A 15,128-nucleotide genomic window follows, 5' to 3' on the forward strand; every position below is an offset into this window, starting at 1 on the left:
TTCTACGGCCTCTGCCTTCTATACGGCTATTACGGCTGGAGCAGTTCCACGTTCACGTCGGCCGGGAATCCGGTCGTGGGACCGACGCGGCGGGCGAACTCGGCGACGGCGGCGAGCTGGGGCGCACCGAAACGGAAGTCGAGGGTGGTGAAGTACCGCTCCAGAACCTCCTCGTCGAAGTCCTCCCAGCGGGAGGCCTGTTCGGCGACCTTGCCGACCTCCTCCAGGGAGAGGTTGCGGGAGTCGAGGAAGGCCTCGTGGACCTTGCGGGTGATGACCGGTTCGCGCTCCAGGTAGTCGCGGCGGGCGGCCCACACGGCGAAGACGAACGGCAGCCCGGTCCACTCCTTCCAGAGCGAGCCGAGGTCGTGCACCTCCAGGCCGAAGCGGGGCCCGTCGAGCAGGTTGGCGCGCAGGGCGGCGTCGCCGATGAGGACGGCGGCGTCGGCCTCCTGCATCATCAGGCTCAGGTCGGGCGGGCAGGTGTAGTAGTCGGGCTGGACGCCGTAGCGCTCGGCGAGGAGGAGTTGGGCGAGGCGTACGGAGGTCCGCGAGGTCGAGCCGAGGGCGACCCGGCGGCCGTCCAGCTGGTCCAGCGGGACCTGCGAGACGATCACGCAGGACATCACCGGGCCGTCGCAGCCGACGGCGATGTCGGGGAAGGCGACCAGGTCGTCCGCGTTGCGGAGGAACTCGACGAGCGTGATGGGCCCGATGTCGAGGTCCCCCTGCACCAGCTGCTCGCTGAGCTTCTCCGGGGTGTCCTTGGTCAGCTCGAAGTCGAGAAGCGTGCCTGTTCTCGCGAGCCCCCAGTAAAGGGGCAGGCAGTTCAGGAACTGGATGTGGCCGACGCGCGGCCGGGTGCGAGAATTGTCCACAACGTGAGGCTAGACCTCATGCGGTACGCTCCATACTTCGGCCCCACAGTCAAGCCTTTGGCGATCTTCAAACGTCCGGGTGATGTGATCTTGGCCTCTATTGCTTCCGGCTGCCCGCGTGCTAGGCTCGCCGCAAGTTGCAGTTTGGTTTCCCTTGCAGTACAGAGCCTGCGGAGCATGTAACCGCAGGCTCTAGTCGTTTTCAGACGTATGCAGTAGTGCGGGACTTGTTTTCACACTTGCAGGGTTCTGGAGCAGGGCAACCCTTTGGGCCCAAGGAGGGCTTATGGCTACCGGAACCGTGAAGTGGTTCAACGCCGAAAAGGGCTTTGGCTTCATCGCCCAAGAAGGCGGAGGCCCCGACGTCTTCGTTCACTACTCCGCGATCAACGCGAGCGGCTTCCGCTCGCTGGAGGAGAACCAGCAGGTCTCCTTCGACGTGACCCAGGGCCCGAAGGGCCCGCAGGCGGAGAACGTCACCCCCGTCTGAGTCACCTGATCGCAGTCCTTCGGTCTCGGAGCCTGGTGCTTTGATCCGGAACAGATAGCAATACCCAAGGAGCCCCGCGCCGTCAGGCAGCGGGGCTCCTGCCTTTGCCTCCGGCGGTTGGGCGGGCTTTGTCGTCGCCGGGTGGGTGTTGTCGGGCGCACTCGGCTCGGCGGGTCGTCGTCGGGCGAGAGGGGTTGGTTCGGCGGGTTGTCGTCGAGCCGGTGTCGCGTGCACGGCTCCGTGTCGCCGGTGGGGGTGGTTGGCCCGAGCGGTTGTCGCCAGGCAGGTGTCGTCGGGCGGGTGTTGGAGCCCTGCCGATTGGCCGCTGGGCGGGTGCAGTGGGCCTGGCTCGTTGCCGGCAGGCGGGTGTCCTACGTCCGGCCGAGTGTCGACAGACGGGGGCGGTCGGCGCGGCAGGTTGTCATCGGGCGGGGGCAGGTGTCGGGTGCCCGGGCTCGTTACCGACAGGCGGGTGTCCTACGTCCGGCCGAGTGTCGACAGACGGGGGCGGTCGGCTCGGCGGGCTGTCATCGGGCGGGGGCAGTTGGGCGGGTGTCGGGTGCCCGGGCTCGTTGTCGACGAGCGGGTGTCGTAGGTCCGGCGGGTGTCGTCGGGCGCGTGTTGGAAGCCCGGCTGGTTGCCGGCGGAGGCGGGTGCCCTGGGCCTGGCGGTTTGTCGTCGGGGGAGTTGAGGGTCCGGCGGCTTGTCGTCGGGCGGGTCTCGGAAGCGCGGCCGGTTGCCGGCGGGGCGGCTGCCATGGGCAAGACTCGTTTTCGTCGGGGGAGTTGAGTGTCCGGCCAGTTGTCGTCAGGCAGGCCTCGGAAGCGCGGCCGGTTGCCGGCGGGGCGGCTGCCATGGGCAAGACTCGTTTTCGTCGGGGGAGTTGAGGGTCCGGCCAGTTGTCGTCAGGCAGGTCTCGGAAGCGCGGCCGGTTGCCGGCGGGGCGGGTGCCCTGGGCCTGGCGCGTTGTCGTCGGGGGAGTCGAGGGTCGGCCAGTTGTCGTCGGGCGGGGCTCGGAAGGGCGGGGTGTTGTCAGTGGGGGTCGGTAGGGTCCCCGGCCATGACATCGATGCCCGCCAACTCCACCTCTGCCGAAGCCGACTTCGTGGCCAGTACCCGGATCTTCTACGACGCCGTCGCCGAGGACTACGCGGAGATGTTCGCCGGGGAGCGCACCACGCCGCGGGACGGGGCGGTGCTGGTCGGCTTCGCCGGGTTGGTGAGTCGGGGCGGGGGCGGGCAGGTGGCCGACCTCGGCTGCGGGCCGGGCCGGACGACCGCGCACCTCTCCTCCCTCGGCCTGGACGTGTTCGGGCTCGACCTGTCCGAGTCGATGCTCGCGATCGCGCGCCGAGAGAACCCGGGGTTGCGCTTCCGGCAGGGTTCGATGCTGGAGCTGGACATTCCCGACGGGGCGCTGGCGGCGGCCATCTCCTGGTACTCGTCCATTCACACGCCTGTGGACCAACTCCCCTTCCTCTTCGCCGAGTTCCACCGCGTACTGGTACCGGGCGGGTATCTGCTCCTCGCCTTCCAGGCCGGGGAACAACCCCTCACCCTCGACCAGCCCTTCGGCCACCCGGTGACCCTCGACTTCGAACGCCGGCGACCGGAGTTGATGGCCGAGCTGCTGGAGGCGGCGGGGTTCGAGCTGCGGTCGCGGACCGTGCGGGAGGCGGAAGAGGAACTCGGGGAGTCCTCAGCGCAGGCGTTTCTGATCGCCCGGAAGCCGGCGGAGGCCGACTGAGGCTTCCAGGGCTCGGCGGGCGCCGACCTCGCTCGGGTACTCGCGGACCGTGAGCATGGCGGCGCCCCAGCCCACGGCCCACGCGGCGAGCGCCGGCATGACGGGAGCCGCGATCAGTACGGCCGCGCGGCCGGCGAGCGCCAACCCCGTGGAACGGCGGGCCTCGTCACGTTTGCGGCCGCGGAACTCGTCGGGAGCGGGCGGGTCGAGGAGGTCCTTGTGGTGGCGTCGGCGCTGCACCATCCAGCCCCAGACGGGCGCCCCGCACGAAGCGACCACCTGCGCCCAGTCCCACACCGTGCGTGCGGTCGGCGGCAGCACCGTCCGGAAACCCCGGTAGAGGCTGATCGCGGCGAAGCACACGAAGGCCATGACGATCAGGAGGACCACAGCGGTACGCACCCGCCGCAGCCAGTAGCGCGTCCCGCGCTCGTACCAGGTCGTGCCGAGACCCGGCAGGACCGGAATCCTGGCGGGGGTTGGGGAAGCGGAGGCTTCAGAAGAGGCTCGTGACCCCATGCCACACGTCCTTTCCCAGTCGTTCGAAGTCCTGCCCTGTGTCCGACAGGACGTTTCCCGTCCCGTGCAGCACACCGCCGACCACACCGTGGTCATGGATGTCCTCGCTCCAGTGCTCGTGGAACGAGTGGTCGATCACCCCGGTCGCCCCGATCACCACCAGGCCACCGACCCCGGCCACCACGGCCACCGGGAGCTCCACGGGCAGGGCGGCCACACCCACCGCGGTGAGACCCACGCCGACCGCCAGACCGGCGATATTGGCACCCCCGTCCACCGCCACGGAATGCTGCCAGGACCACCCCTTGTCATGGTCCTCGGAAGCCTCCAGCAACCCGCAGGCACCGGCCGCGGCGACGTCCAGGACAGGGACCTCCTTGAGGAAGTCCGGCAGCTTGTCCAGGCTCTCGCCCACGCGCAACGCGTCCGCGGCGTCGGCCAGTTTGACGTTCAGGGCACGGTCGTAGGGCAGCTTGGTGCTGCCGTAGTCGGCGCGGGCGATGTCCTCTTCCAGCGACTGGACCCTGGCGACGGCATCGGCGTAGGCACCCTTGGCGGGAAAGTCCTTGGGGAGTGAGCGGCCGGCCTTCTGGAACGCCTTGCGTTCGGAGCGGAGTTCCTTCTTGGCCGCCTGCGCCTCGGACTTGGCGTCGTCGATCTTCATGCGGGCCTTGGCACCGTCGACCCGCGCGTCCTCGGCGTCGTAGGCGTACAGACCGCGCAGGTAGTCGACGACGGTGATCTTGTCGCCGGAGGTCACCTCCGCCTTGCCGGTCACCTCCGCGTACAGCGCCTGCAACTGGTCCGCCGCGGCCAGCCGCGCCTTTTGCGCCGTGTGCAGGACCTCCTTGCGCACGGTGTCGTACTCGCTCATCGCGGAGATCGTCTTCTGTTCGTCCGCGCCGGGCGGATTCGAGGTGACCAGCGGGAGCGGGACCCCCTTGTCCCCCGTCGAGACGCCCTTCCTCGTCGCCACGTGCTCGGCGTTCTGCAGGGCCGTCTCGCACGTGGAGAGCGCGTCGGCGAGCGTGTCCAGGATGTCGCCCGCCTCGTGGACGAGGGCGGCGAAGGCACCGGCGGTCACGGCGTCCTCGGTGTACGTGGCACGGAAGGACTCCGCCGACTCGCCCTTCCAGCCCGCGTCGTCGACCAGGGCGTCCACGGCACGCGTGAGCGGAGTGATGACGTCGTCGAGCTTGTCCTTGGCGTTCTTGTACGTCGTGGCCATCGTGCGGAGCCCGCCGATGTCGCCGCCCACCCAGCTGTCGCCCATCAGCCCTCACCCACCATCAGGTCGCCGAACACGCCGTGGACGTCGATGTCGTGCCGGTGGAAGGAGTCGCGGGCGTACGCGACCTTGTCGCCCCGGTCGTCCAGCCGGTCGGCGAAACCGATATGGAGGGCGACGATGAGATCGGCGACCTCCTTGATGGCATGGTCGAGTGCGGAGTCCCCGCCGCTCACCACCGGCGGGGCCACCTGGTCGTGCAGCTTCCGGTAGTCGGTGGCCTGGTCGTGGAACGTCGTGGCCATCGACGTGAGGTCGCTCAGCACCGCCTTGAAGTCGGCCGACATCAGCGCACCTCCCGTGCGTAGGCGGCCAGGTCGGCGGGCCGCCAATTCGGCTGGCCCTGGGCGACGTTCGGGTCGAGGACGACGGTGCCGCCCCGCTCGCCCATCGCCTCGGCGAGCGGCCCGATCGAGGTCCCGACCCACGGCTGGGCCTCCCCGAACGCGGCCACCAGCTTCTCCACCGTGCTGAACGCGTAGGCCGCGGTGCGGTGCGCCGGATGCTCGAACAGCTCGTAGACGACGAACGGCACCCGGACCGCCCGCCCGTCCTCGTCCACCCCGTCGACATACCGCGGATGCGCGGGCACGAACACCGGCGTCTCGTACGGCGGGACACCGGGCCGGGGTCCGGGCCGCCCGTCGGCTGTCGGAGCGGTCCGGGGCGCGGCCTCGGCGTAGTCGAGCAGACTCGACCGGCGCGTCTCGGGCACCCCCGCCGTCGGCCCCTGTGTGTAGTCAAGAAGGCGTGAACGGTTCGGCTCCCCCACCGCCGTCTCCTCTTCCCCGTAAGTGGTCGTCAGTCGTCATGGTCGCTGTGGACGCATTCGCGCCATCACAGTAGCCACCGACCCAGGGCCCAAATCCGGCTATGTCAGCCCTCCGAACCCGTTGCATGCGCAATGCATACGGCCGCTTGGTCCCGGCCTGGTCATCCCTTGACCGACTGATGACCAGGCCGAACCGGCCGCCCTACGACCGCTACAGCGCTCCCGCCAGATCCATCGCCGCCACGTACCCGAACGTCATCGCGGGCCCGATCGTCGAACCCGCGCCCGCGTAGCTGTGCCCCATCACCGCCGCGCTCGCGTTCCCGGCCGCGTACAGGCCGGGGATCACCGAACCGTCCGCCCGCAGCACCCGGGCCCGCGCGTCCGTGCGCATGCCGCCCTTCGTGCCGAGGTCGCCGGGGACGATGCGGAAGGCGTAGTACGGGGGCAGCCAGAGGGGGGCGAGGCAGGAGTTGGGGAGGACGGACGGGTCCGTGTAGTAGTGGTCGTAGGCACTGTTGCCGCGCCCGAAGTCCGTGTCCTTGCCGTTCGCCGCGAGGGAGTTGAAGCGGCTCACCGTGGAGCGGAGGGCTGCCGCCGGGACCCCGATCGACGTGGCCAGGGCGTCCAGGCTCCACGCCTTGTACGCCGCCCCCGAGCTGTACCAGTCGTCCGGGAACGTGAACGTCGGCAGAACGTCCTTGAAGAGGTACCGGTTGCGGTAGTTCTGGTCGACGATCAGCCAGGCCGGGATGTCGGGGGCGGCGGCGTCGCGGTCGTACATGATGTGGACGACGTCGCTGTACGGCGCGGCCTCGTTGACGAAGCGGGAACCGGCCTGGTTGACCAACAGGCCGCCGGGGAGGGTGCGTTCGGCGAGGCAGAAGTACGGGTCGCCGGGGATGGGGATGGTGGGGCCCCACCAGGCGTCGTCCATCAACGCCAGGGACGCGCCCGCCCGTTGGCCCGCCTGGATGCCGTCGCCGGTGTTCTCCTTCGCGCCGACGGTCCAGTCCGTGCCGATGGGTTGGCGCTGGTACTGGGCGCGCATCGCCGCGTTGTGCTCGAAGCCGCCGGAGCCGACCACGACCCCGCGCCGGGCGCGTACCAGCCCGGCGGTTCCGGCCCGCGTGACGACCGCCCCGGTGACGGCACCGCTCTCCAAGTACAGGTCGGTGAGCGGGGTGTTGAGCCACACCGGCACCTGCGCCGACTGGAGTCCGGCGCGCAGTCCGGCGGCGAGGGACTGGCCCATGGTGAGCGGCTTCTGGCCGAGCAGTGCCGCCTTGGTCCCCCGGGCCAGGCACTCGGTCGCGACCGCCGCGCCCTTCACGCTCACCGCCGCCAGGTCGAGCCACTTGTAGTCGGCGCTGAAGACGACCATGCCCGAAGGGACGGCCAGGTAGGGCGGGTTGAGGTGGGCGAGTTCGGTGCCGAGGATGTTGCCGTCGAGCTGATCGGGTTCTATGGAACGGCCGTTGGGGAGCCCACCCGGCAACTCCGGGTAGTAGTCGCTGTATCCCTCCATCCAGCGGAAGCGCAGCGGGCTGTTCGCCATCACGAAGGAGATCATGGCGGGGCCGTGGGCGAGGAACGACTGCCGGCGGTCGGCGGGGACGTCGGTGCCGACGACCGCGGAGAGGTAGGTGGCGGCTTTGGCGGGGGTGTCGGGGACTCCGGCCGCCAGGATCACCGGGTTGTTGGGGATCCAGATCCCCGCCCCGGAACGCGCCGCCGATCCCCCGAACGTCGGCGCCTTCTCCACCACCACACAGCTCAGCCCCTGCTGGGCGGCGGTCAGCGCGGCCGTCATCCCGGCCGCTCCCGCACCGATCACGACGACGTCGTAGGTGCCGAGGAGGGGAAGGTCGGCGGCGCGGGCCGAATGCTGCACCCCGGCGGCCACACCGAGCGCCGCAACCGCACCACCCGCCAACACACGTCTTCTACCGGGGAGTTGTACCTGTCCGTCCGTGCTCGGGGTCATGGCCGCTCCAGCCCGACGGGGAATGGGCTGGGAATGTCGCGCGGGGGTCTTGGGAAGTCAATGACCAGGTCCGCACCAAATTGCCCCGAACGGCGGCTAGTTCGCGTACAGCGCCTCGATGTCCCGCGCGAACTCCTGCATGACGAACTCCCGTCGCAGCTTCATCGACGGCGTCAGATGGCCGGCCGCCTCCGTGAAGTCCACCGGCAGGATGCTGAAGCGGCGGATGGACTCGGGGCGGGAGACCAGCTTGTTGGCGTCGTCGACCGCGCGCTGCAGGACCCCGATCAACTCCTCGTCGTTGATGAGGAGTTCGGCGGGGACCGGGTGTTTGCCGTTCATCTGGCGCCAGTGGGTGATGCCGTCGAGGTCGAGGGTGATGAGGGCGGCGACGTAGGGGCGGCGGTCGCCGACGACCATGCACTGGGCGATCAACGGGTGGGAGCGGAGCCAGTTCTCCAGGGGGGCCGGGGCCACGTTCTTGCCGCCCGCGGTGATCAGGATCTCCTTCTTGCGGCCGGTGATGGTGAGATAGCCCTCGTCGTCGAGGCGGCCGATGTCACCGGTCGCGAACCAGCCGTCCTGGGACGCGGGGATCACCCCGTCGCCGTGCGGGTCCCAGTAGCCGCGGAAGACCTGGCCGCCGGAGAGCAGGATCTCGCCGTCCGACGCGATACGGACCTTGGTGCCCGGCATCGGCCAACCCACCGTCCCCAGCCGGGGTTTGAGCGGCGGGGTGCAGGTGGCCGCCGCCGTCGTCTCGGTCAGGCCGTAGCCCTCGAAGATCTCGATGCCCGCGCCGGCGTAGAACGCGGCGAGCCGGCGGCCCAGCGGGGAGCCGCCGCAGATGACGTAACGGAGCTTGCCGCCGAGGGCGTTGCGGATCTTGCGGTAGACGAGCGGGTCGTAGAAGGCGCGGGCCGTCCTCAACGGGCGGGTCGGACCCGGCCCCTTGCCTGACTGGCGCGCCTCCAACGCCTCGCCGTAGCGGCGGGCGATGTTCGTGGCGCGGTCGAAGACCTTGCCCCGGCCGCCCTTCTCGGCCTTCGCCCGGGCGTTGTTGAAGACCTTCTCCAGCATGTACGGGATGGCCAGCAGGAAGGTCGGCTGGAAACTCGCCAGGTCGGCCAGCAGGTCCTCGGACTTGAGGCTCGCCGCGTGGCCCAGGCGGACCCGGGCGCGGATGCAGGCGATCGCGACCATGCGGCCGAAGACGTGGGAGTAGGGGAGGAAGAGGAGCGTGGAGGGTTCTCCGTCGGCCTTGTTGTTGAAGACGCCGTAGAGGAGTTCGATGGCGTTGTCGATCTCCGCGAGGAAGTTGCCGTGGGTGATCGCGCAGCCCTTGGGGCGACCCGTAGTACCCGAGGTGTAGATGACCGTGGCGAGCGTGTCGGGCAGCAACACCCCACGCCGTACGGAGACTTCCTGGTCCGGGACGGTCCGGCCGAGCTCCGCCAGCCGGTCCAGGTGCCCCTTCTCGAAGACCCACATGTGGCGCAGGTCGGGCAGCCGGGGCGTCTCCGGACCGAGCGCCGCCGCCTGCGCGACCGTCTCGGCGGCCATCGCCACCGCGCCGGAGTCCTGGAGGATCCAGCGGATCTGGAAGAGGGAGGACGTCGGGTACACCGGGACGGTGACCAGACCGGCCGCCCACGCGGCGAAGTCGAGGAGCGTCCACTCGTACGACGTCCGCGCCATGACCGCGATCCGGTCGCCCGGCGCGAGCCCCTCCGCGATCATCCCCTTGGCGACGGCCTTCACCTGCTCGGCGAACTCCGTCGCCGTCACATCACGCCAACTCCCGTCCTCGTCCTGCCTGCTGAGGACCACGTGCTCCGGCGCCGCCGCCGCGTTCTCGAACGGCAGGTCGGCGAGCGAGCCGTGCGTCGCCGGCGGCACCAACGCCGGTACGGACACCTCCCGCACCACGCCGTCCAGCCGCCGGATCTCGGGCTCGACGAGCACGGGCGCGCCGTCGTAGTCGTAGCCGGACGGATAGACGAGGGACATGGCAGCTCCTGTGGCGTGCAGCTTGTACCGCTCTGCTGCATTAGGTACGCATGGTGCGTACCGAGGTGTTCATCCCGGCCCGCGGCAGGGGTGTTACCTCGGGTTAGATCGGAGATCGTACGGCGCCCCCGTGGGGACTTCGTGCTGGTTCGGGGGTGGTACGGAGCCGGGCCTGTGCAACCTCGGCGGGTTCGCACGGCTTTGTCGGCCGTACGTCAACCCTGCGTCGCCTCTGCGCCGGCCATGCGCCGGCCATGGACCGCCCGGCTCGCCCCACTTGGCCTTACCTGCGGTAACCTTACTGCGAAGTAAGCCGAAAAGAACCGCCCAGGAAGCCACCCGGGAGTGGGACATGGCCAACCCCTATCCGCCCCTCACCGACACCCCCGCGCTCACCCCGCTCCTCCTCCGCGGCGCCCTCCTCTCCCCCTTCAAACGGCCCCGCCCCGACGCCGATTTCCCCCGCACCCGCCTGGTCCTGCCCGGCGTCCGCGTCGACCTGGCCAAGCTCGCCGCCTACGAACGCGTCTGCGGCTTCGCCACCGGCGACGACGCCCTCCCGATCACCTATCCCCACGTCCTCGGCTTCCCCCTCGCCATGCGCCTGATGAGCTGCCGGGCCTTCCCGCTCCCCCTCCTCGGCCTGGTCCACACGTCGGTGGAGATCACCCGGCATACGGCGGTACCGGCCACCGGGGGCTACGAACTCACCGTCTACGTCGACGAGTTGACCCCGCATCGACGGGGCACGGAGGCGACGGTCACGACGGAGCTGCGGGCCGGCGGCGAGTCCGGGGGCGCGGGCAAGGTCGTATGGGAGTCGCGGAGCACGTATCTCGCCCGGCACCACCGTGCCGACGCACCCGCACGCGAAGTCCCGCACGCACAGCCGCCGTTGCCCACCCTCGCCGAGTGGCGCCTCGCCGAGGACGTCGGCCGGCGTTACGGTGCCGCGTCCGGTGACCGCAACCCGATCCACCTCTCCCCCCTCACCGCCCGCCTCTTCGGCTTCCCCCGCGCGATCGCCCACGGCATGTGGACGGCGGCCCGGTGCCTCGCGGCGCACGGGACGCCCGAATCGGCTTACGCACGGGCCGAGTTCAGGGCCCCGGTGCTGTTGCCGGGAGTGGTGGAGTACGCGGCGGAAGGCGGCCGTTTCCAGCTGCGGAGCGGCGAGCGGACACACGTGGACGGGTTCGTCCGACCGCTCCCTCTATGAGCCGACGGACGCTCACCAGCTCACCAGCTCACCAGCTCAAGATCCCGTGAGCGCTACGGCGCCCAGGGCCGCCCCTCCATCAACTGACCCAGCCCCGCCCACGCGAAGTTCATCAGCGTCGCCGCCGCCTGCTTGGCGGTGACACCCGGGGTCACGTTCGACCAGGCCGCGAGGGACTCGGCGGCGCCGACCAGCGCCTCGGCCAGACCGGCGACCTCGTGCTCGGGGAGGTCCGGGTCGCGGTGCGCCTCGCGGGCGGCGACCGCGATCAACTCGGTGACGAACGCGACGAGTTCGGCGCGCATCGCGGCCACCTCGGCCGCGAAGGGTTCACCGTGGGTGCGGGCCTGGAGGTGCAACACGGCCCAGCCGTCCGGGTGTTGCGCGGTGTGGGTGAAGAACGCCCGCAGCCCGTCCCAGAGTTGGCGGTCGGCGGGCGACCCCGTGTCCACACCGGCCCGTACCGACTCGGTGAGCGCCTGGCCCTCGCGCCGGATGCACGCGGTGAACAGGTCTTCCTTCGAGTTCAGGTAGAGATACACCAACGGCTTGGACACGCCCGCGAGTTCGGCTATCTCGTCCATCGACGCGGCCATGTAACCGCGCTGCCCGAAGGTCCGCACGGCGGCGTCGAGCATCTGCTGCTCACGGACCGCGCGCGGCATCCGTTTGGTCTTCACGGCACCCATGGGGGCAAGGGTAGTTGGGCCCAGGTGTCAGGAAGTCCGGCCCTGCGGACCGGCGGCGTCCACCGTCTCGTCCTCCTGGCTGCGGTTGGCGTCCAGGTTGGCCTTCATCCGGTCGACCCGCTCGACGATCTGCACCGAGGCCCGGTCCCGCACCCCGCGCAGCACCACGAAGCTGATCGGCGCCGAGATCACCAGCGCCAGCAGCACGATCCACATGCCGTTGGACTCGCCGAAGCCGCGCGGGAAGACGCCGAGGTAGACGAGGCCCCAGACGACGCCGAGGCAGCCCGCGAAGACTCCGAGGCGCCACAGTGTGTAGCGGAACATCCCAATCCACTCTTCCGTAACGAACAGACTCAACCGAACAGTCCTACTCAGTGAAGCACGCGCCCCCACCGATCTTCGGGCGGGGTCGGCGGCTCACAGCAGGGGCAGCAGCATGAAGATGTCGTCCCGGTCGTCCCCGGGGGCGACGCGGATCGCGCCGGGCACCCGCCCGACCTCCTTGTAGCCGCAGGAGCCGTAGAACCGCTCCAGACCATGGCCACCCCGGCAGGTGAGGCGGATCGCCTCGATGCCGTCGATGCCGCGGGCGGCCTCCTCGGCGGCGGCGAGGAGGTCGCGGCCGTAGCCCCTGCCCTGGTGGCGGGGGTGGACCATCACCGTGTAGAGCCACAGCCAGTGCAGCATCAGGCGGTGGGTGTTGAACGCGAGGAACACGGTCGCCGCGACCGTGCCCGTCTCGTCCCGGCCGACCAGCAGCCGGGTGCGGCCCTCCGCCATGGCGACGAAGTGCCGGACCAGTTCGGGCCGTATCTCGTCCACCGCCACCGGTGCGACGAAGCCGACCGAGCCCCCCGCGTTGGAGACGTCCGCCCAGAGGGTGAGGATCTCCTCGCGCAGGGCAGGGGTTATCGCGGGGTCCAGTTCAAAGGTCAGTGACATGGTGCCGTGTTCGTCTCACAAGGTGGTCGTCACAGGAGGTCGTCGTCACACCCGCATCGGCTGCGGGGACTCGCGCCGCGCCGGGTCCGGGCCGTCGTACTCGCGGATGATCTCGTAGCGCGTGTTCCGCTCGACCGGCTGGAAACCGGCGTCGCGGATCAGGTCGAGGAGGTCGTCGCGGGTCAACTTGTTCGGGGTGCCGTAGTTGTCGGCGTCGTGCGTGATCTTGTACTCGACGACCGAGCCGTCCATGTCGTCCGCGCCGTGCTGGAGGGCGAGCTGCGCGGTCTGGACGCCGTGCATGACCCAGAAGACCTTGACGTGCGGAACGTTGTCGAAGAGCAGCCGGGAGACCGCGAAGGTCTTCAACGCCTCGGCGCCGGTGGCCATTTGGGTCCGCGCCTGAAGACGGTTGCGGACCTTCCCGTCCTTCATGTCCACGAAGTCGTGCTGGTAGCGCAGCGGGATGAAGACCTGGAAACCGCCGGTCTCGTCCTGGAGCTCCCGCAGCCGCAGCACGTGGTCCACGCGGTGACGCGGCTCCTCGATGTGGCCGTAGAGCATGGTGCACGGGGTCTTGAGACCCTTCTCGTGCGCCAGGCGGTGGATCCGGGACCAGTCCTCCCAGTGCGTGCGGTGGTCCACGATGTGCTGGCGGACCTCCCAGTCGAAGATCTCCGCGCCGCCGCCGGTGAGGGATTCGAGGCCGGCGTCGATGAGCTCGTCGAGGATCTCGCTCGCGCTCAGCCCCGAGATGGTCTCGAAGTGGTGGATCTCGGTGGCCGTGAAGGCCTTCAGCGAGACCTCCGGGAGGGCCTTCTTCAGCTCGCTCAGCGACCGGGGGTAGTAGCGCCAGGGGAGGTTCGGGTGCAGGCCGTTGACGATGTGCAGCTCGGTGAGGTTCTCGCCCTGCATCGCCTTCGCGAGCCGGACGGCCTCCTCGATGCGCATCGTGTACGCGTCCTTCTCGCCCGGCTTGCGCTGGAACGAGCAGTAGGCGCAGGACGCGGTGCACACGTTGGTCATGTTCAGGTGGCGGTTGACGTTGAAGTGGACGACATCGCCGTTCTTCCGCGTCCGCACCTCGTGCGCGAGTCCGCCCAGCCAGGCCAGGTCGTCCGACTCGTACAGCGCGATGCCGTCCTCACGGGACAGCCGCTCACCGGAGCGGACCTTCTGCTCCAGCTCGCGCTTGAGCCCGACATCCATGCCCATACCTCTTCCTAAGACAGTCTCGACAAACCGTACGCCTACGTCGTCACGCCTCTTCGGGCAGCTCTCCGACCCGGTTCTCCCACTTCGTGGAGAGCACGATCGTCGTACGGGTGCGGGAGACGCCCTTGGTCCCGCTGAGCCGCCGGATGGTCTTCTCCAGGCCGTCCACGTCCGGTGCCCGCACCTTCAGCATGAACGAGTCCTCGCCCGCGATGAACCAGCAGTCCTCGATCTCGCCGAGGTCCTTCATGCGGCGCGCCACGTCCTCGTGGTCGGCGGCGTCGGAGAGCGAGATGCCGATCAGGGCGATGACGCCGAGGCCGAGGGAGGCCGAGTCGACGGTCGCGCGGTAGCCGGTGATGACACCGGCCGCCTCCAGCCGGTTGATGCGGTCGGTGACACTGGGTCCCGACAGGCCGACGAGGCGCCCCAGCTCCGCGTAGGAGGCCCGGCCGTTCTCTCTCAGGGCCTGGATGAGCTGCCTGTCCACCGCGTCCATGCGATCGATTGCCTTCCGGTGATGACGATGAAGGTGATGCCGAGAATGTGCTGCCGATGAAGATGGATGAAGAAGCGGGTGCCGTACGTCAGTTGGTGGTGTCGGCGGTGCGGAAACCGGCGCCGAGGTCGCCCTTCCACCGCCGGTACAGGTCGTGCTCGACGCCCGCCGAGTCCAGGACCCGCCCGGCGACGAAGTCCACCAGGTCCTGGATGTGGGTGGCCCCGGCGTAGAACCCGGGCGAGGCGGGCACCACGGCCGCGCCCAGGTCGTCCAGGGTCACGAGGTGCCGCAGCGTCTGCCCGTTCAACGGCGTCTCGCGTACGGCGACCACCAGCTCGCGCCGCTCCTTGAGGGTGACGCTCGCCGCCCGCTGCAACAGGTCCTTGCTCAGCCCGAGGGCGATCCCGGCGACGCAGGCGGTCGACGCGGGCACGACGATCATCCCCTTCGCGGGGTACGACCCCGAGGACGGCCCCGCGGCGAGGTCGCCCGCGCTCCAGTGCCGTACGGCATCGGTGTCGATGGCGGGCTGGAAGGTGCCGGGCTTGCCGTCGGCGCCGCGGGCCAGCCATTCCCGCAGGTCGTCCTGCCAGTGCGCGTCCCGGAAGGCGATCCCCGTCTCGTCGAGGAGCGTGAGCCGGGACGCGCGGGACACCACGAGGTCGACGCTCTCGCCGGCGTCGAGGAGCGCGCGCAGCACGGCAGCCGCGTATGGGGTGCCGGAAGCGCCGGACACCCCTACGATCCAAGGCGTACGCCGCGTCTCTCCTGGCTTGACTGGGTTCACGACACCGAGCCTAGCTGGCGTCGCGGGACGGGAACCGGCCAAGGGTGCCGGGGCGTTCTTCTGTGGGGACGAGTGGACTC

The 15,128-nt window shown here is 69.8% G+C and carries 16 protein-coding genes; 3 read left to right on the forward strand and 13 right to left on the reverse strand.

The window, feature by feature from the left end; genetic code table 11:
* Positions 1-29: 29 nt before the first annotated feature.
* Positions 30-878, reverse strand: a complete 849-nt coding sequence (locus OG226_RS22280) for a menaquinone biosynthetic enzyme MqnA/MqnD family protein (protein WP_328680297.1) — start codon at positions 876-878, stop codon at positions 30-32.
* A gap of 286 nt (positions 879-1,164) precedes the next feature.
* On the opposite strand from OG226_RS22280, the gene OG226_RS22285 reads away from it, so the two are divergent.
* Positions 1,165-1,368 (forward strand): cold-shock protein, encoded by a 204-nt coding sequence (locus tag OG226_RS22285; protein WP_003992177.1) that lies wholly within the window; start codon positions 1,165-1,167, stop codon positions 1,366-1,368.
* A gap of 1,060 nt (positions 1,369-2,428) precedes the next feature.
* Complete coding sequence (locus tag OG226_RS22290; RefSeq protein ID WP_443044760.1) at positions 2,429-3,115, forward strand: methyltransferase domain-containing protein; 687 nt, start codon at positions 2,429-2,431, stop codon at positions 3,113-3,115.
* Here the strand turns inward: OG226_RS22290 and OG226_RS22295 are convergent.
* The 6 genes from OG226_RS22295 to OG226_RS22320 all read right to left on the reverse strand — a co-directional run bounded on the left by OG226_RS22295 (position 3,068) and on the right by OG226_RS22320 (position 9,691).
* Positions 3,068-3,634: a hypothetical protein gene (locus OG226_RS22295; protein ID WP_329349822.1), complete on the reverse strand. Its 567-nt coding sequence runs from the start codon at positions 3,632-3,634 to the stop codon at positions 3,068-3,070. The genes OG226_RS22290 and OG226_RS22295 overlap by 48 nt on opposite strands.
* On the reverse strand, positions 3,612-4,907 hold the full coding sequence (locus OG226_RS22300; protein WP_328680300.1) for a WXG100 family type VII secretion target: 1,296 nt from the start codon (positions 4,905-4,907) through the stop codon (positions 3,612-3,614). The genes OG226_RS22295 and OG226_RS22300 overlap by 23 nt, the downstream gene beginning before the upstream one ends.
* Positions 4,907-5,209 carry a DUF6317 family protein gene (locus OG226_RS22305; RefSeq protein WP_328680303.1) on the reverse strand — a complete coding sequence of 101 codons (303 nt, stop codon included), beginning with the start codon at positions 5,207-5,209 and terminating at the stop codon, positions 4,907-4,909. Before OG226_RS22305 ends, OG226_RS22300 begins: the two co-directional genes overlap by 1 nt.
* Positions 5,209-5,694: an SAV_915 family protein gene (locus OG226_RS22310; protein ID WP_329349823.1), complete on the reverse strand. Its 486-nt coding sequence runs from the start codon at positions 5,692-5,694 to the stop codon at positions 5,209-5,211. Before OG226_RS22310 ends, OG226_RS22305 begins: the two co-directional genes overlap by 1 nt.
* 211 nt (positions 5,695-5,905) lie before the next feature.
* Entirely contained in the window at positions 5,906-7,681 is a 1,776-nt protein-coding gene (gene kstD / locus OG226_RS22315; protein ID WP_329349824.1) for a 3-oxosteroid 1-dehydrogenase, read from the reverse strand.
* A 96-nt stretch (positions 7,682-7,777) separates the two neighbouring features.
* Entirely contained in the window at positions 7,778-9,691 is a 1,914-nt protein-coding gene (locus OG226_RS22320) for an AMP-dependent synthetase/ligase (protein ID WP_328680309.1), read from the reverse strand.
* Between the two features lie 352 nt (positions 9,692-10,043).
* Between OG226_RS22320 and OG226_RS22325 the strand changes: the two genes are divergently transcribed.
* A complete protein-coding gene (locus OG226_RS22325) occupies positions 10,044-10,910 on the forward strand; it encodes a MaoC family dehydratase (protein WP_329349825.1) in 867 nt (288 codons plus the stop codon).
* Between the two features lie 53 nt (positions 10,911-10,963).
* Here OG226_RS22325 and OG226_RS22330 read toward each other — a convergent pair whose 3' ends face one another.
* The 6 genes from OG226_RS22330 to OG226_RS22355 form a co-directional block, all read right to left on the reverse strand.
* The gene (locus OG226_RS22330) at positions 10,964-11,599 is read right to left on the reverse strand and encodes a TetR/AcrR family transcriptional regulator (RefSeq protein WP_328680312.1); all 636 of its coding nucleotides are present in this window, start codon (positions 11,597-11,599) and stop codon (positions 10,964-10,966) included.
* A 27-nt stretch (positions 11,600-11,626) separates the two neighbouring features.
* Positions 11,627-11,926 (reverse strand): DUF4229 domain-containing protein, encoded by a 300-nt coding sequence (locus tag OG226_RS22335; protein ID WP_328680313.1) that lies wholly within the window; start codon positions 11,924-11,926, stop codon positions 11,627-11,629.
* A gap of 93 nt (positions 11,927-12,019) precedes the next feature.
* Complete coding sequence (locus OG226_RS22340; protein WP_328680314.1) at positions 12,020-12,544, reverse strand: GNAT family N-acetyltransferase; 525 nt, start codon at positions 12,542-12,544, stop codon at positions 12,020-12,022.
* Positions 12,545-12,589: 45 nt separating this feature from the next.
* The gene (gene mqnE / locus OG226_RS22345) at positions 12,590-13,753 is read right to left on the reverse strand and encodes an aminofutalosine synthase MqnE (protein ID WP_327407132.1); all 1,164 of its coding nucleotides are present in this window, start codon (positions 13,751-13,753) and stop codon (positions 12,590-12,592) included.
* Positions 13,754-13,802: 49 nt separating this feature from the next.
* Positions 13,803-14,258: an Lrp/AsnC family transcriptional regulator gene (locus OG226_RS22350; protein WP_019061245.1), complete on the reverse strand. Its 456-nt coding sequence runs from the start codon at positions 14,256-14,258 to the stop codon at positions 13,803-13,805.
* Positions 14,259-14,346: 88 nt separating this feature from the next.
* Positions 14,347-14,997 carry a UbiX family flavin prenyltransferase gene (locus OG226_RS22355; protein WP_328680318.1) on the reverse strand — a complete coding sequence of 217 codons (651 nt, stop codon included), beginning with the start codon at positions 14,995-14,997 and terminating at the stop codon, positions 14,347-14,349.
* Between the last annotated feature and the right edge of the window lie 131 nt (positions 14,998-15,128).

The sequence above is a fragment of the Streptomyces sp. NBC_01261 genome (assembly GCF_036226385.1).
Taxonomy (GTDB): Bacteria; Actinomycetota; Actinomycetes; order Streptomycetales; family Streptomycetaceae; genus Streptomyces.

Coding starts and splice junctions, on each gene's coding strand:
- OG226_RS22290 (WP_443044760.1), top strand. CDS start 2,429: ATGACATCGATGCCCGCCAACTCCACCTCTGCCGAAGCCGACTTCGTG.
- mqnE (WP_327407132.1), bottom strand. CDS start 13,753: ATGGATGTCGGGCTCAAGCGCGAGCTGGAGCAGAAGGTCCGCTCCGGT.
- OG226_RS22330 (WP_328680312.1), bottom strand. CDS start 11,599: ATGGGTGCCGTGAAGACCAAACGGATGCCGCGCGCGGTCCGTGAGCAG.
- OG226_RS22340 (WP_328680314.1), bottom strand. CDS start 12,544: ATGTCACTGACCTTTGAACTGGACCCCGCGATAACCCCTGCCCTGCGC.
- kstD (WP_329349824.1), bottom strand. CDS start 7,681: ATGACCCCGAGCACGGACGGACAGGTACAACTCCCCGGTAGAAGACGT.
- OG226_RS22295 (WP_329349822.1), bottom strand. CDS start 3,634: ATGGGGTCACGAGCCTCTTCTGAAGCCTCCGCTTCCCCAACCCCCGCC.
- OG226_RS22335 (WP_328680313.1), bottom strand. CDS start 11,926: ATGTTCCGCTACACACTGTGGCGCCTCGGAGTCTTCGCGGGCTGCCTC.
- OG226_RS22305 (WP_328680303.1), bottom strand. CDS start 5,209: ATGTCGGCCGACTTCAAGGCGGTGCTGAGCGACCTCACGTCGATGGCC.
- OG226_RS22325 (WP_329349825.1), top strand. CDS start 10,044: ATGGCCAACCCCTATCCGCCCCTCACCGACACCCCCGCGCTCACCCCG.
- OG226_RS22300 (WP_328680300.1), bottom strand. CDS start 4,907: ATGGGCGACAGCTGGGTGGGCGGCGACATCGGCGGGCTCCGCACGATG.
- OG226_RS22285 (WP_003992177.1), top strand. CDS start 1,165: ATGGCTACCGGAACCGTGAAGTGGTTCAACGCCGAAAAGGGCTTTGGC.
- OG226_RS22320 (WP_328680309.1), bottom strand. CDS start 9,691: ATGTCCCTCGTCTATCCGTCCGGCTACGACTACGACGGCGCGCCCGTG.
- OG226_RS22350 (WP_019061245.1), bottom strand. CDS start 14,258: ATGGACGCGGTGGACAGGCAGCTCATCCAGGCCCTGAGAGAGAACGGC.